This is a genomic window from Bradyrhizobium sp. IAR9 (genome assembly GCF_013408065.1).
Classification (GTDB): domain Bacteria; phylum Pseudomonadota; class Alphaproteobacteria; order Rhizobiales; family Xanthobacteraceae; genus Bradyrhizobium.
In genome coordinates this window covers 259,861-275,300 of the sequence record NZ_JACBZW010000010.1, presented here as the reverse complement: position 1 = coordinate 275,300, position 15,440 = coordinate 259,861, and the positions used below count along the sequence as shown (strand labels likewise).

The 15,440-nt window shown below is 65.1% G+C and carries 16 protein-coding genes; 6 read left to right on the top strand and 10 right to left on the bottom strand.

Annotation, left to right across the window (positions count from 1 at the left end; genetic code table 11):
* Positions 1–34: 34 nt before the first annotated feature.
* Entirely contained in the window at positions 35–1,273 is a 1,239-nt protein-coding gene (locus GGD67_RS25790) for a hypothetical protein (RefSeq protein WP_179736698.1), read from the top strand.
* Between the two features lie 157 nt (positions 1,274–1,430).
* Entirely contained in the window at positions 1,431–1,787 is a 357-nt protein-coding gene (locus GGD67_RS25785; RefSeq protein ID WP_179736696.1) for a hypothetical protein, read from the top strand.
* Between the two features lie 144 nt (positions 1,788–1,931).
* Here the strand turns inward: GGD67_RS25785 and GGD67_RS25780 are convergent, their stop codons facing one another.
* Positions 1,932–2,336, bottom strand: a complete 405-nt coding sequence (locus GGD67_RS25780; protein WP_018317994.1) for a cupin domain-containing protein — start codon at positions 2,334–2,336, stop codon at positions 1,932–1,934.
* 15 nt (positions 2,337–2,351) lie between these two features.
* Positions 2,352–3,050: a ribonuclease activity regulator RraA gene (locus GGD67_RS25775; protein ID WP_018317993.1), complete on the bottom strand. Its 699-nt coding sequence runs from the start codon at positions 3,048–3,050 to the stop codon at positions 2,352–2,354.
* Between the two features lie 258 nt (positions 3,051–3,308).
* Between GGD67_RS25775 and pxpB the strand changes: the two genes are divergently transcribed.
* From pxpB to GGD67_RS25760, 3 genes are read left to right on the top strand one after another with little or no spacing between them, the layout of a single operon-like run.
* Positions 3,309–4,040 carry a 5-oxoprolinase subunit PxpB gene (gene pxpB, locus GGD67_RS25770; protein WP_179736694.1) on the top strand — a complete coding sequence of 244 codons (732 nt, stop codon included), beginning with the start codon at positions 3,309–3,311 and terminating at the stop codon, positions 4,038–4,040.
* A complete protein-coding gene (locus GGD67_RS25765) occupies positions 4,037–5,074 on the top strand; it encodes a biotin-dependent carboxyltransferase family protein (protein ID WP_179736692.1) in 1,038 nt (345 codons plus the stop codon). The genes pxpB and GGD67_RS25765 overlap by 4 nt, the downstream gene beginning before the upstream one ends.
* A gap of 32 nt (positions 5,075–5,106) precedes the next feature.
* Complete coding sequence (locus GGD67_RS25760; protein WP_018317990.1) at positions 5,107–5,877, top strand: LamB/YcsF family protein; 771 nt, start codon at positions 5,107–5,109, stop codon at positions 5,875–5,877.
* 119 nt (positions 5,878–5,996) lie between these two features.
* Here the strand turns inward: GGD67_RS25760 and GGD67_RS25755 are convergent, their stop codons facing one another.
* The 5 genes from GGD67_RS25755 to GGD67_RS25735 all read right to left on the bottom strand — a co-directional run bounded on the left by GGD67_RS25755 (position 5,997) and on the right by GGD67_RS25735 (position 11,840).
* Positions 5,997–6,149: a hypothetical protein gene (locus GGD67_RS25755; protein WP_165637618.1), complete on the bottom strand. Its 153-nt coding sequence runs from the start codon at positions 6,147–6,149 to the stop codon at positions 5,997–5,999.
* 205 nt (positions 6,150–6,354) lie between these two features.
* The gene (locus GGD67_RS25750; RefSeq protein WP_179736690.1) at positions 6,355–7,968 is read right to left on the bottom strand and encodes a sulfite reductase subunit alpha; all 1,614 of its coding nucleotides are present in this window, start codon (positions 7,966–7,968) and stop codon (positions 6,355–6,357) included.
* Positions 7,965–9,752 carry a NirA family protein gene (locus GGD67_RS25745; RefSeq protein ID WP_179736688.1) on the bottom strand — a complete coding sequence of 596 codons (1,788 nt, stop codon included), beginning with the start codon at positions 9,750–9,752 and terminating at the stop codon, positions 7,965–7,967. Before GGD67_RS25745 ends, GGD67_RS25750 begins: the two co-directional genes overlap by 4 nt.
* 337 nt (positions 9,753–10,089) lie before the next feature.
* Positions 10,090–11,253: a CmpA/NrtA family ABC transporter substrate-binding protein gene (locus GGD67_RS25740; RefSeq protein WP_179736686.1), complete on the bottom strand. Its 1,164-nt coding sequence runs from the start codon at positions 11,251–11,253 to the stop codon at positions 10,090–10,092.
* Complete coding sequence (locus GGD67_RS25735; protein ID WP_008564898.1) at positions 11,250–11,840, bottom strand: ANTAR domain-containing response regulator; 591 nt, start codon at positions 11,838–11,840, stop codon at positions 11,250–11,252. The genes GGD67_RS25740 and GGD67_RS25735 overlap by 4 nt, the downstream gene beginning before the upstream one ends.
* A 111-nt stretch (positions 11,841–11,951) precedes the next feature.
* On the opposite strand from GGD67_RS25735, the gene rimO reads away from it, so the two are divergent.
* Positions 11,952–13,277 (top strand): 30S ribosomal protein S12 methylthiotransferase RimO, encoded by a 1,326-nt coding sequence (gene rimO / locus GGD67_RS25730; protein ID WP_179736684.1) that lies wholly within the window; start codon positions 11,952–11,954, stop codon positions 13,275–13,277.
* Between the two features lie 139 nt (positions 13,278–13,416).
* On the opposite strand, the gene GGD67_RS25725 is transcribed toward rimO, so the two are convergent.
* The 3 genes from GGD67_RS25725 to GGD67_RS25715 form a co-directional block, all read right to left on the bottom strand.
* A complete protein-coding gene (locus GGD67_RS25725; protein ID WP_018317982.1) occupies positions 13,417–13,836 on the bottom strand; it encodes a carboxymuconolactone decarboxylase family protein in 420 nt (139 codons plus the stop codon).
* Complete coding sequence (locus tag GGD67_RS25720) at positions 13,769–14,200, bottom strand: MerR family transcriptional regulator (RefSeq protein WP_091963536.1); 432 nt, start codon at positions 14,198–14,200, stop codon at positions 13,769–13,771. The genes GGD67_RS25725 and GGD67_RS25720 overlap by 68 nt, the downstream gene beginning before the upstream one ends.
* Before the next feature lie 179 nt (positions 14,201–14,379).
* Positions 14,380–15,327 (bottom strand): hypothetical protein, encoded by a 948-nt coding sequence (locus GGD67_RS25715; protein WP_179736682.1) that lies wholly within the window; start codon positions 15,325–15,327, stop codon positions 14,380–14,382.
* Positions 15,328–15,440 lie beyond the last annotated feature (113 nt).

Genomic DNA, 15,440 nt, shown 5'->3' with positions numbered 1-15,440 from the left:
GCAACCACTGAGCTGCTTGGAGTGGAAGGATGTCATGACAGTCTGGGCCACACTCAAGAACGTCGTGGAGCACTGGGCGAGCCGCGAGTTGCGGCGCCCCTATGTCGGTTACGTCGCGTCGAGCGGTGGCAACGCGATGACCGCGGGACAGACCTTCCTGCCCGAAGCGAGCTATTTCGGCGTGCGTATGGTCGAAATGGGCTTGCGCGAGGGCGGCAAGTTTTTCAACTCGTTCCTTCCGCTCGGCGTCGTGCTCACCGAGTTCAGCTTCGGCGACGGGCGTCAGCGCCGACCCACGATCCTGAGCAATGACGAGATCGCCGCTCAGCTGAAGGCCGCCGGTGCCGCTCCGGGGTATGTCGACTTCAAGAATATCTACGCCGTCAGGCGCGCGCCCATGAAGCAGGACAATTTGTCCCTGTTCGTCGGGCTGTTCCGCCTTCCGTTTCACGACGTCGCGCAACAGGTCCTGCAACTGGCGGCCGACCTGACCACACAGACCGGGCTCGCGCCGGGCGTTTCCGACGGGTTGCGCGTGGCTGAAAAGATCTACGACCGGGTCGCGGGCCTGTTCGGACTCAACATCGTCACGCCCTTGTTCTCCTATGCCGACGGCAATGCGCTCGCCCGCAGCGGCTATCTCCTGGTTGCCGGCCCCGACCTGGACGAAGCGGTTGCCAAGCGACTGGTGGTGACGGACGACAAATTGCTGCTGGACGGCCAGCGCGTGTCTGGCCTGGACTATTGCCTTCTGGCCATAGAGTTCACGGCCAGCCTGCTGCCCGAGGGACCTGATACGATCAACCCTCTCACGCAGCTCGGATTTCACCGACACTGGCAGGGTGTTGCAAGCAGCATCATGAAGCGGGAGCTGGAGCATGCAGACGAGCAGATGCTGACTCTGCGCTCCGAGGTGATCACTTCGCCTGAGCTCGCCGAAAACGATCGCCTCGTGGCCATCGGCGCCTACCAGACCAGCTACGATAAGCTTGTGGAGCGCGTGACACCCAAGAATGCTCACCGCGGCTGGGAAGAGGCACTCCTGGCCGACCCCAATGACAAGACAATCGCCAAACCGGCCGTGACGGAGCTCCTGAAGGGCATGCAGATCCGCCTGCTCACCGGCATCAAGGACGCCCCTGATGATCCGGACAAGCTTTTTGCATCCGAGGCGTTCGCACTGCGAAAGACAGTCGGCAAGACCCCGCTGGTCGATACAAACTCCGCCGTCTCGCTGGCGCGCGTGATCGATCGCACCGCGAAAACAAGGTGATGCTACGAACGCCAGCTTTCACGGCTCTGCCCGGCTGATGCGGCGGCGCTCCGACACGATCGCGTTGGACCGTCCGACCGCATCCGTGACACCCCTCACATCAGTCCGCCCCATGTCGTGACACGATGCCCCGCAGGTTCAGCCAATGGGGCGTGTCATGCGACGTCTTTGCAAGGGTATCTTTGCCGCGATCTGGGCCGCCGCCCTGCTCTGCGGACAGGCAAATGCAGCATCGACCAGCTTCGACGGCGCCTGGAACGTGCGGATCTCGTCCTCGAGCGAGACCTGCGGCAACGGCGCCACCGTCGCGATCGGTATCAACAATGGGCAGATCGCATCGACCAGCGCCGCGGTGACGGCATCGGGCCGCGTGGCGGACGCCGGCAGCATCAACGTCACCTTGAGCACCGGCATCAAGCGCGCCGTCGGCTTCGGCCGGCTCAGCGGCACCTCGGGCTCCGGCACCTGGCGCGGCGCGCTGTGCACGGGCACGTGGACGGCGGAACGGATGTAGGTTGCCATGTCCCGGACAAGCAGCAGCGCGAAGCGTTGCTGCGCCGAGCCGGGACCCAGCTTCCTTGCTCGTTCGGCAGTTCTGGGTCCCGGATCGGCGGCGCATCGCCTTGGGGCGATGCGTCTTGTCCGGGACACCAATGCCTCAGCCCAGCGCCGCGCCGTACTCCGCGTCGGTCACCGGCTCCAGCCAGGTCGAGTAGGTCCCGTCGAGCGCCTCCTGCATGGCGATGTGGCACATGCCGTTGGTCGGCGAAGCGCCGTGCCAGTGCAATTCACCCGGCGGGATCCAGACGGTGTCGCCGGGGCGGATCTCCCTGACAGGACCGCCCTTGGTCTGGACGCGGCCGACGCCGGAGATGACGTAGAGCGTCTGCCCGAGCGGATGGTGATGCCAATTGGTGCGCGCGCCGGGCTCGAAGGCGACGCGCGAGCAGTTCAGCCGTGCCGGCGCGGGCGCCATGATGATGGGGTCTTGCCACACGGTACCGGTGAAGTTTTCCTTGGGCGCGCGGCGGGTCAGCCGCGTGCCGGCAACAGTGATCTCCATGGGGTCCTCGCTTCGTTACTTCTTGCTGGCGGCGTAGCGCGCCTTGGTTTCCGCGTTCATGGGGTAGAGGCCGGGCAGCACCGCGCCGTTGTTCACCTCGTTGACGATCCAGGCCTCCATCCGCTCCTGCTCGACGCCCTCGTTGAGCACGTGCTCGAGCATCGCCTGCGGGATCAGCACGCAGCCGTCCTGGTCGGCGACCACGATGTCGTTCGGAAAAACAGCAACCCCGCCGCAGCCGATCGGCTCGCCCCAGCCGACGAAGGTCAGGCCGGCGACCGAAGGCGGCGCGGCATAGCCGTCGCACCACACCGGCAGGTTGGTGCCGAGCACGCCCTCGACGTCACGCACGACGCCGTCGGTGACGAGCGCGGTGACACCGCGCTTCATCATGCGGGCGCAGAGGATGTCGCCGAAGATGCCGGCATCGGTGATGCCCATGGCATCGACTACGGCGATGCAACCCTCGGGCATCGCCTCGATCGCGGTGCGGGTCGAGATCGGCGACGACCAGGATTCCGGCGTCGCCAGATCCTCGCGCGCCGGCACGAAGCGCAGCGTGAAGGCCGGCCCCACCAGACGCGGCAGGCCGGGGCGCAGCGGCCGCGCGCCCCGCATCCACACGTTGCGCAGGCCCTTTTTCAGCAGGACCGTGGTGATGGTGGCAGTGGTGATGCCGGCGAGGATCTTGCGGGCTTCGGGGGACAGCGACATGGAAACAGACGAGCTCCGGATGGGCGGGAAAGAACGAGCGCATCTTGCGAGCCGGGCGCTTTGCGTCAAGGGCCAAGAGGCTATCAATAACGCAGGGCCGGTGGGCTGTTATGCGACGCGATAACAAAGCCTTATCGTGGCCTCCTGCATTAATTTATTGGACTTGCGGGCGCATTTACGCGAAGCAGGGGTGAGGCGGAACTCAAGGTCGAGCCCGCTCCCGCAAAAGCCCGATTTCGACAGCTCTTCGACAGCTCAATGGCCGTGACGCTCTCCCCGCCCCGCCTTCTGCCCAGTGGCGACAGCGCCGTCACGGTCGAGTTCAGCCGCACCATCGACGACGATGCCAACCAACGCGTGCTGGCGCTGGACAAGGCGCTCGCAGCAAGCCCGATCGATGGCATCACCGAGACTGTGCCAACCTATCGCTCGCTGCTGGTGCACTACGATCCCGGCAAGATCGGTTTCGATGCGCTGGGCGACAAGCTGCTCCCGATCGCTATCCAGCCGCCGCCGCCGGTCACCAAGGCGCGGCGCTGGCGCATTCCCGTCGCCTATGGCGGCGAGCATGGCATCGACCTCGAGGATGTCGCCAAGGCGCTGAGCACCACGCCTGATGACATCGTCGCCCGGCATGCGGGCGGCGACTACAAGGTCGCCATGATCGGCTTCACGCCGGGCTGGTCCTATCTCAGCGGCCTCGACAAATCCCTGCACATGTCGCGCCGGCAAAATCCGCGGCTGCTGACGCCCGCCGGCACGATCTCGATCGGTGGCGTCCAGGCCGGGATCCAGTGCCTCGCCGCCCCGAGCGGCTGGCATCTGCTCGGCCGCACGCCTGTCAGAACCTATCAGCTCCACCGCGATCCAACCTTCCTCACCGAACCCGGTGACCGCGTGACGTTCTTCTCCATCGATCACAAGACCTTCGAGGAGCTGGACCGCGCTGCGGAAGCCGGCGAGATCGTCGCCGAGCAGGTGGACGCATGAGCCGGCTCGTCGTCGCCAGCATCGGCCCGGCAAGCTCCGTGCAGGACGGCGGACGCCACGGCGCACAGCGCTATGGTCTGACGGTCAGCGGCGCCATGGACCGCCTGTCGCTGGCTGCGGCGAACACGCTGGTCGGCAACGAGCCGTTCGCGGCCACTGGAGAGATCGGCCCGTTCGGCGCCGCCTTCACCGCGCGCGATGGCGCCGTGCGTGTTGCAATTTCAGGCGCGCCGCGCAATGCGGACGTCGCCGGAAACCCGGTCCCGATGGACACGTCGGTGACGCTGAAGGACGGCGAGACGCTGACGCTGGGCTTTGCCCGCGGCGGCGCGTTCACCTATCTCGCCATCGAAGGCGCCATTAAAGGCGAGATGGTGTTCGGCAGTCTCGCGGTGAATGCCCGCGCCGGCCTCGGCAGCCCCTACCCGCGCCCGCTCCAGGCCGGCGATGAATTCAGTGTCGATGCCGCGAGCGGCGCGGCGGAGCTGCGCATCGAGCTGCCGAAGCCTGCGACAGGTCCGATCCGCGTCGTGCTGGGGCCGCAGGACGACGAGTTCGACGACGCCAACAAGGCGCTGTTCCTGGGCAGCGAGTGGAAGATTTCGGCGACCTCCGACCGCATGGGCTACCGGCTCGAGGGCCCCGCCATCAAGCATCTGCACGGCCACAACATCGTCTCCGACGGCACGGTCAACGGCAGCATCCAGGTGCCCGGCAACGGCTCGCCGATCGCGCTGATGATGGACCGCGGTACCTCCGGCGGCTATCCGAAGATCGCAACCGTCATCACCGCCGACGTCGGCCGCCTCGCCCAGACCTCGGCGGGAACCGCGTTCCGCTTCAGGGCTGTGAGCATGGCCGAGGCGCAGGACGAGGCGAGGAAATTTGCGCAACTGATCCGCAACCTGCCCGATCGCCTGCGCTCTGCCGACACCGTCGCGCTCAACATCGAGGCGCTCAGCGATGCCAACGTCGCGGGCTATGCTGTCAGCGCCGTGGACGCCGGGACCTGGCAGGTGACGGCGGAGCCATAAACGACACGACGACCAGAGGCGGAGAGCAACCCATGAAGACGATCGATCTCAATTGCGACCTCGGCGAAGGTTTTGGCGCGTGGGAGATGGGCAACGATCCCGCGATGATCGAGCTGGCAAGCTCGGTCAACGTCGCCTGCGGCTTCCATGCCGGCGACCCCGACATCATGCGCCGGACGGTAGAATTGGCGAAGGCGCGCGGCGTCTCGGTCGGCGCCCATCCCGGATATCGCGACCTGCACGGTTTCGGCCGCCATCCGATCGCGGGCCTGAAGGCGTCCGAGATCGAGAACCTCGTCGCCTACCAGATCGGCGCATTGCAGGCGATTGCGACCGCGGCCGGCCACAAGGTCACGCATGTGAAGGCGCATGGCGCGCTCTCCAACGTCGCCTGCGAGGACGACATGACGGCGAAGGCGATCGCCGCCGGCATCCGGGCGGTCGATCCCAGCCTGATCTTCGTCGTGCTCGCCAATTCCAAGCTGGTGAAGGCCGGCGAAGCCGCCAATCTGCCGATGGTGCACGAGGTGTTCGCCGACCGCGCCTATGAGGACGACGGCAATCTCGTCTCGCGCAAGAAGCCCGGCGCGGTGCTGCACGACGCCAAGGCGATTGCCGACCGCGTGGTGCGCATGGTGCAGGACGGCGCGGTGGTCTCGGTGACGGGCAAGGTCATCAAGATGCGCACCGACACGGTGTGCATTCATGGCGACACGCACGGCGCCGTCGAGATCGCGCGGACCTTGCGTCAGGCGTTGAAGGATGCAGGGATCGAAGTGGCGCCGTTCAAGCGCGGGGCGTGAGGCCCATCAGGTGCCGTAGGGTGGACAAAGGCGCATAGCACCGTGCCCACGATCTCTGCATGATTGACACAGGCGGTGGGCACCTTCGCTTGCCCACCCTACGAGACCGAGCAGGATCTTTAGAACGGGTGTATCGACAACGTGCCGAACACGATCGCCGCGATCACGGCAAACGCACTGTAGAGCGCGAAATGATGCATGCTCGCCCCGGTCCGACGCGAGAGCGAGCGCGCGTAGAAGTGCAGCCTGGCTTCCGCCGATAGTTCGCGCATGGTCGATCTCCAACGCCCCATTTGCGGGATTATGAGGGATCAACCAGGGAGGGAGGCAAGATACCGGAGGAAATAGCGATGTGCCTCCTTTGAGGAGGCCGCATCGCAGATGTAAATTCTCTCCAGGTACGGGTTCCGAGAATCTTATTCGTTCAAATCCGAGCCGATTGGAACCGGCCCGGATGACTGTAGCCCGACGATCGCCTTAGTACACGTCAGCCTGGAAGCGGCCGGTCTTCTTGAGCTCGGCGACGAAGCTGACAGCTTCGTCGGTCGAACGAGCCCCGAACTGGGCGACGATGTCGACCAGCGCACGCTCGACGTCCTTGGCCATGCGCTTGGCATCGCCGCAGATGTAGAGATGCGCGCCTTCGGCGAGCCAGGTCCACACCTCGCGGCCGACCTCGCGCATGCGGTCCTGCACATAGAACTTCTTCTCGCCGTCGCGCGACCAGGCCAGCGACATGCGCGTCAGCAGACCCGAGGTCTTCATCGCATTGAGCTCCTCCTGGTAGAAGAAGTCGCAATCGCTGCGCTGATGGCCGAAGAACAGCCAGTTCTTGCCGGGCGCGCCGGTCGCCTTGCGATCGAGCAGGAAAGCACGGAACGGCGCGATGCCGGTGCCGGGACCGATCATGATCACGGGCGTCTTCGGGTCCTGCGGCAGGCCGAAACCGTGCGCCTTCTGCACATAGACCTTGAGATTCTCGCCTTCTGTGATGCGCTCGCCGAGGAAGGTCGAGGCGACACCGAGGCGCTTGCGCTTGCCGACGACGTAGCGCACGGAATCGACGGTCAGCGACAGCTTTCCGGGCGTCGCATTGTGCGAGGACGAGATCGAGTAGAGCCGCGGCTGCAGCGGCTCCAGCGCCTCGACGAAAGCCTCCGGATGCGGCCTGGTGCCCGAGAACTTCTGCAGCGCCGCCATGACGTCGAGCGTGGCGGCATCGCCGTCGGGATCCTCGCCCTGCGCCAGCGCCCGCGCCTTCTCGCGCTGCGCGCCGCCGGTGATGAAGGAGATCAATTCGAACAGCGTGTCGGGTGCCGGCGACAGCGAGACGTCCTCGATCAGCACCTCGCGCAACGTCTTGCCGTTGACCTTGGTGGTGTGGGAGGCGCCGAGCAGCGCGATGATCTGGTCGACGAGGCCGACCTCGTTGCGCGCGAACACGCCAAAACTGTCGCCCACGACGTAGTCGAGCTTGCTCTCGGAGAGATCGAACTCGACGTGATAGGTTTCCTTCTCGGACTTGCCCTTGTTGAGCAGACGGCGCGAGAGAAATGTCGCGGTCACGGGGTTGTCGCGCGAGCGGCCCGGCTCCGCGATCGTCACGGTCACGGCCGGCGCGGTCACCGCGTCCGTCTTGTCAGCCGCCTTGGCCGCCGGCGCCTTGTCCAGCTCCTCGTACAGCGACTTCAGCATCCGCGCGGTTTCCTTGCCGCCGGGGACACAGAGGTTGAGCCGTGCTTCGCTGCGGCCCGCGATCGCCTCCGAATAATCGTGGCAATTGTAGCCGCACTGGCCGCAATCCTGCTGCGCCATCGCCGCCATCATCTTGCGGCGGACGGGACGGCCCTCCGCAAGCTTCATCCGGTCGGCGATCGGCATGGTCTGGTCGTGCCAGGGCGCCTCGCCGTCGTCACCGTCGCCGGCTGCGCCTTGCATGACGGCGGCGCCCTGCTCCGCCGACAGCGGCGCGGCGACATCGGGCGAGAGCAACCCGGCGAAGAAGCCGTTCAGCCAGGAGCGCTGCGCGTCGGAGAACGGGGCGCTGGCGGGGATGATATCGAGTTTCGGCGGAGGCGTGATCTGGTTCATGCGGACACCTGTGCATCGGCAAGCTTGCGCAGCGTTTCGCCGTCATGGCGGCGCGCAAAGGACAGGAAGGTTTCGTCGGGTGACGAGCGATGGGCGATATAGGCCTTGAGCAGTCCTTCGACCGTCTTCGGCGCGTCCTCGGCCTTGAGGTCGTGATAGACCTCCTGCCCGACGTCCGCGTCGGGGCCGAACCCGCCACCCGTGAAGAGGTGATAGCCCTCGACCGTGTCGTCCTCGTTCACCGGCACGCGCGCACCGATCAGGCCGATATCGCTGATGTAATGCTGTGCGCATGAATGGTGGCAGCCAGTGACATGGATGTTGACCGGCTTGTCCATGGCGACGCGCGGCTCGCACCAATCACCGATCTCGGCCGCGCTGCGCTTGGTGTTGGACGCCGCGAAACGGCAGCCGGCGTTGCCGGTGCAGGCGATCAGTCCGGCGCGGATGTGCGAAACCTCGACCGCGAGCCCGATCTGCTTGATGGCGGCGACGGCGAGCGCGACGTTCTCGTCGCGCACCCCTGATATCAGCAGGTTCTGCCAGACCGTCAGGCGGATCTCACCGTCGCCGAGGTCGCGCGAGACCTTGGCAAGACCGCGCATCTGATCGCAGCTGAGCTTGCCGAGCGGCAGCGAGACGCCAATCCAGTTGAGGTCGTCCTGCTTCTGCTTGTGCACGCCGACATGCGCCATGCGGTCCGCCGCGGGCCGAGGCGCGAACGCCTCTTCCGGCACGTGCGTGAACGGCGTCTTCAGCCGTTCCTCGACGAGCTTGAGAAAGCCGTCATGGCCCATGGCGTCGAGCACATATTTCAGCCGCGCCTTGTTGCGGTTGGTGCGATCGCCATGGTCGATGAATACCCGCACGATGGCATCGGCGACAGCCGTCGCCTGCTCCGGCTTGACGATGATGCCGGAATATTTCGCAAAGTCCTTGTGGCCGGTGATGCCGCCGAGGCCGAGGCGGAACCAGATTCCGGGCTCGACGCCAAAGCCGTCCTTCACCTCATACGCCGTGAAGGCGATGTCGTTGGTCTCCTCGAGCACCGCGATCCTGCCGGCGCCGTCGAAGGCGACGTTGAACTTGCGCGGCAAGCCGTAGAGCGAGCGATCGTTGAGGATGTGGTAGTGCCATTCGCGCGCATAGGGCCGCGTGTCGATGATCTCCTGCGGATCGATGCCAGCCGTCGGCGTGCCCGTGACATTGCGGATGTTGTCGGCGCCGGAGCCGCGCGAACACAGGCCGAGGTCCTGGATACCCTCGATCAGCTTCACGGCATTCTTCGGCGGAATCTCGCGAAGCTGGAGATTGGCGCGCGTCGTGACGTGGCTGTAGGGACCGCAGAGCTCGTCGGCGAGATCGGCAAGGCCCGACATCTGCCAATGCTTCATGATGCCGTTCGGAATCCGCAGGCGGCTCATGTAGGAGTCCTGCGTCGGCGCGACATAGAAGATGCCGTAATAGCGCCAGCGGAAATTGTCCGCCGGGCTCGGCGGCGTATTGTCGAGCGCTTGCTGGCGCAGCCGCGGATAAGCATCGAAGGGATGCTCGTCGCGCTTGAACTTCTCCTGGTCGGCGAGCTTCTTGCCCGACGCGATGACCTTGTCCTGCGCCTTGATGTGCACGGCATCGGGACCAACAGGCTCGGCGTTCGGCTTGCCGGCGCCGCCTCCGCCGCCGAGACCGCGACCGACCCGGCTGATCTGCAGACCGGTCGTAAAACCTTCGAGATAGCGTTTTTGCTCGTCGGTAAAGTCGACTGCGAGCGTATCGATTTTCATGGTCGGTAACGAAGCTCCTGCGGCCACCTGGGTGGCATCGACGGACATTGGCGCGACCCGCGAGGAACTGGGCTGGCCCTTAAGAGCCGGCTTCGTTTCCCGACGGTCCGATCAGCTTCGTTGCTGCGGGACTCGGCTCAGCAGGCACCTGTGACAAGCTGGCCGCACTGCAACATTCAAGTTGCGTGCCAGCTTGGCCAAAATGGAAAATATCGCTATTTCAGATGATTAGGCGCCACCCCGGGAATTCCCGGGCGGCAAGCTTTCACGAAATTCGGGCAGCCGGATCAAACTTTGGGCAATGAAACTTACTGCCTAAAAAATACGCAGACCCGAATCAAGCCTTCCATCGCCCGACCTCGAAGGCCCTAAGATGCCCCTGGATGTCGTCGGGATTGAACACCGGGCCCGCGAATGCCCCGAACGCGGCGGGAGCCTGCTCGGGCGGCCGGCGGCCGAGGGCCGCATCGTAGAGGTCGGGCCTGAAAACGGCCATCGCCGTCTTGACGCCCTCCGGACTGAGCACCGTCTGCCCCCAGCGCACCATCTGCGCATAGAGCCAGGCGGCCTGGACCGGATCGGGCCGCCCCGCCTCTTCCCGCCCCACCAGCAGGTAGCGGCCGCTTTCGCGCACCTCGCCCTCGGGCGATATCTTCAGGCGGCCGACGAGCGAGCGCTGGATCACCTCGGCATCGACACCGATCCGCTCGGGTTGCGCCAGGATCTGCGCGGCCTCGGTCAGGTTCTCAGGGCTTTCGATGAACGCGGCGGCCTTCACTGCTGCGCGCACCAGCGCAGCGACCACGTCCGGATTCTTGTCGGCCCAGGTCTGGCGGACGGCGAGCACCTTTTCCGCCGCGCGGACCAGAATGTCGGAAACGAAATGCAGGATGTGACCGATGCCGAGATCGACGGCGATCGAATTCCAGGGCGCACCGACGCAGAACGCATCGACATGGCCGCTCTTGAGGCTGTCGACCATGTAGGGCGGCGGCAGCACCACGAGGCGGACGTCTTCGTCGGGATCGACCCCGGCCGCGGCCATCCAGAACCGCAGCTGGTAATTGTGGGTCGAGAACGGGAAGGTCATGCCGAAAGTCAGCGGCTCGGCACCCGCCTTGCGCCGCTTGGCAACCACCTTCGCCAGCGCTTTCGCCGTGGCCATCGGATCGAAACGGTCGCCGTCGATCTCCTCCATCAGCGCGGCATGGAGCGCCGGCGACACCGTAATCGCGTTGCCGTTGATGCCGAGACTGAAGGGCGCGGCGATCGGCACCTTGACGTGACCGAGCCCGAGCGAGGATGCGATCGCCACGGGCGCGAGCAGATGAGCGGCGTCGAACAGGCCGATATTGAGCTTGTCGCGGACGTTGGACCACGACACCTCGCGCACCAGCTCGACCTCGAGCCCTTCGGCGGCGGCAAATCCCTTGTCGACGGCGACGATCAGCGCTGCGGCATCGACCAGCGGGATGAACCCGATGCGGAGGGGAACGGTCATTTCAGCATCTCCGACGCGGTGATGATCGACTGTGCGATCTCGCCGATTTTCTTCTTCTCGCGCATGGCGGTGGAGCGCAGCAGCACGTAGGCCTCGTCCTCGGTGAGGCCCTTCACCTTCATCAGGATGCCCTTGGCGCGTTCGATGATCTTGCGGTCCTCGAGCTGCGACTTGGTGCGCTCGAGCTCCTCCTGGAGCTTGGCAAAGGCGTTGAAGCGGGACACGCAGAGGTCGAGGATCGGCTTGATGCGCTCCTTCTTCAGCCCGTCGACGATGTAGGCGGATACCCCCGCCTCGACCGAGGCCTGGATCGAGGCTGAATCGCTCTGGTCGACGAACATCGCGATCGGCCGCTTCACGGCGCGGCTGACCTGGAACATCGCCTCCAGCACGTCGCGGCTGGGGTTCTCGAGATCGATCAGGATGATATCGGGGTCGACCGCATAAATACGGGCAAGCAGGCTCTGCATCTCGCGGATATGGACCACTTGCGTGAATCCGGCCTCCCGCAATCCTTCCTCCAGGATCGCAGCGCGGATCGGGCTTTCGTCGACGATCACGATTTTGGGCGACTGTTCGGCGCTCATAGCTCACTCACGGCAGGTGATTCATCCATAGCACGCCGGAACGCCCTGCAAAGGGTTGTAATTGTGGGCAATTGGGACTAGCTCAGGCCGGTCAATCAGGCAGATTTGGATATGGATCAGACGGCTGCGCCCAAGGTCAGCTTCGTGTCGCTCGGGTGTCCCAAGGCATTGGTGGATTCCGAGCGCATCATCACGCGCCTGCGCGCCGAGGGCTATGAGCTCGCCCGCAAGCACGATGGCGCCGATATCGTCATCGTCAACACCTGCGGCTTCCTCGACAGCGCCAAGCAGGAATCGCTGTCGGCGATCGGCGAGGCCATGGCCGAGAACGGCAAGGTCATCGTAACGGGTTGCATGGGCGCGGAACCCGAGCAGATCGAGCAGGCCTATCCCGGCGTGCTCTCGATCACCGGTCCGCAGCAATACGAGAGCGTGCTGGACGCCGTGCACCGCGCGCTGCCGCCCGCTCACAATCCGCATTTGGACCTGGTGCCGCCGCAGGGCATCAAGCTGACGCCGCGCCACTACGCCTATTTGAAGATCTCCGAGGGCTGCAACAACCGCTGCACCTTCTGCATCATTCCGAAGCTGCGCGGCGACCTCGTCTCGCGTCCGGCCAATGACGTGCTGCGCGAGGCCGAACGCCTGGTCGGCGCCGGCGTCAAGGAGCTCTTGGTGATCTCGCAGGACACCTCGGCCTATGGCGTCGATCTCAAATATGCCGAGAGCCCGTGGAAGGACCGCCAGGTCCGCGCCAGATTCCTCGACCTCGCGCGCGAGCTCGGTGAGCTCGGCGCATGGGTCCGGCTGCAATATGTCTACCCCTACCCGCATGTCGACGAGGTCATCGCGCTGATGAACGAGGGCAAAGTGCTGCCCTATCTCGACATCCCGTTCCAGCATGCAAGCCCCGAGGTGCTGAAGGCGATGAAGCGCCCGGCGGCACAGGACAAGACGCTGGCGCGGATCAAGCGCTGGCGCGAGGAATGTCCTGATCTTGCCTTGCGCTCGACCTTCATCGTCGGCTTCCCCGGTGAGACCGACGCCGATTTTGCCTATCTGCTCGACTGGCTCGATGAAGCCGAGATCGATCGGCTCGGCTGCTTCAAATACGAGCCGGTTGCCGGCGCGACATCGAACGTGATCGAGAACCCGGTGCCGGAAGAGGTCAAGCAGGAGCGCTACAACGCGCTGATGGCCCGCCAGCAGAAGGTCTCCGCGCGCAGGCTGAAGCGCAAGGTCGGCACCCGCCAGCAGATCATCATCGACGAGGTCGGCCCGACGGTGGCCAAGGGCCGCTCCAAGGCCGATGCTCCGGAGATCGACGGCGCGGTGTATCTGACGAGCCGCCGCCCCTTGCGCGTCGGCGAGATCGTCACCGCGAAGATCGAGCGCGCCGACCAGTACGATCTGCACGGCAGCGTCGCGGGGTTCTGAGACTCCAAGACGCCGCCAGCCATTGCGGTCCCCAGCGTTCGCAGGCGAGACCGGCGCGCGCGTCAGCCATTCCACCAGCCCGCGTTCAGGCTGCGTGCGCTGAACTATGGCGATGCACGATACACCGCGCCGACGTTCGTCATGTCGCGTCTCCCGACGCCTGCTGTCCGTTCTGCGCGGCGAACACCTCCTTGGCTGCGAACAGCCCGTTCACTGCCGCCGGGAAGCCAGCATAGACGGCCATCTGCATGATGATCTCCACGATCTCGTCGCGAGAAAGCCCGACGTTCAGCCCCGCCTCGATATGCACTTTGAGCTGAGGCGCGGCATTTCCGAGCGCCGTCAGCGCGGCGATCGTCGCGATCTCTCGATCGCGCAGGCCGAGATCCGGGCGGCAGTAAATGTCGCCGAAGGGAAACTCGATCACGTATCGTGCGAAATCAGGAGCGATGTCGGCGAGTGAGGCGACGACCTTTTCGCCGGCCTTGCCGTCAATGCGTGACAGGGCCCGCTGGCCGCGATCGAAGCGGCTTTCGGCGTGTGTTTGGGCGTGCGTCATTTTCCTTCGTCCTCTGTTCGTCGCCGGCGTAGCCGGCAATCTTGGTATCAAGGACGAGCAGGCATTCCTGGAGTTCGGCAATCTGCGTGCGAACCTGTTCGCGATGGATTTCCAGCATCTGCCGCCGGGCTGGCCCGGTGGCGTCGCCGTCATCACGAAGCGCCGCGTAACGCAACATGTCCCGGATTGGCATTCCGGTGGTCTTGAGCCGACCGAGGAATTCGATCCATGTGAGGATTGATGCGTCAAAATCACGTTGACCGGAGCGATCCCGGTCAGCGTATGGAAGCAGCCCGATGCGCTCATAATAGCGCAGCGTGTGAGTCGACAAGCCGGTTCGTCTTGCAAGGTCGCCGATCTTCATTTGTGCCCGTTCTCGTACTGACGCACGTACAGATACCCCTTCGAGCGCGCTCTAAGTCAAGAGGGCTCGAAGGTGCCGTCCCCGCGAGGTCAAGCAAGGGCTAGAACGCACTGATGGCGCGATCAGCGGAAGGTCTCGGCGCGCCCGGCTGCACGGCAGCCCCGCGGAATTCCGAAGGTTCAGGAGGCCGCCAGCCATTTCGGCACCCAGCGCTCAGGCCGGGGTGCGCGGGCGAGGTCGGCTTTCGCCTCGGAGAGCAGCGCCGGCTCGCCGTCGATGGTCGGGCGTAGATCGTATTCGAAATTCGGCATGACGCGGCCGTCGGCATAGAGCCCAAAATTCATCGCGTACCACAGGCCAAGCTCGGGCTGGGCGCGGCGCATCTCCTCGCGCAGGTCGCGCAGCAGGGATTCGATCGAGGCGGCTTCCTCGAACGGCTGTGGTCCGTGCGAGAGCACGCGCGCCTCGTATTGCTTGCCGACGATCGCGATCTCGAATCTCGTCCGGTCCCAGGGCTTCTTTCCCCTGGGCAGATGGGCGGCCAGCCGCCAGCCGAGCTCGGCCATCAGGCGGTGATTGGCCCAGTAGTCTTCGCGATCCCGGCTCCATTTTTCCATGAAGCCGCGGAAGTCAGGCAGTTCCGACGAATTGTCGTCGGGCGTCGCCGGCTCGCCGAGCGGCCGTCCGGCCAGCCATTGCGCGAGCTCGACCGTCTGCGGCTCGACCTCGTCATGCGGCTTGAGATCGCTCCAGGCATTGTCGAATTGTTGCGACGTCAGTTTGGCGAGCAGGCCGTCGAGGCTCGGCGCCAGCAGCTCGTAGTCGCCCTCCGAGCCCAGTCCCACGATCGGCGGATTGTCGCGGTCGAGACCGGCGCCGTACCAGCCGCCGACGGCCGAGCCGTCCGGCAGCCGCATGAACAGCGAAAACCTGTCCCGCAAGGGGCTGCCGTCGGTGATCGGCGCGTGATCCGAGAACTGGCCCTGCAGCGAGAAACAGCCGACGCTGCCCCAGGGTCGCCCCTTGAGCCAGGTGGCAAAGTCGACCAGCAGCGGCGGCGCTTCGATACCCGGCGGAAATGCGCCGCGAATGCTGTCGAGGTCGATGGGATAAGGCGTATCGGACAAGGCTGAAAACTGTCTGGTTGGTCCCGTCCCTCTTGGTCTCGCCCGAATTGCTTCCGGTTCGAACCAAGTCGCGTCCTTCGATCACAAACGCGCTAGAGGCGCAATGGTTTCGA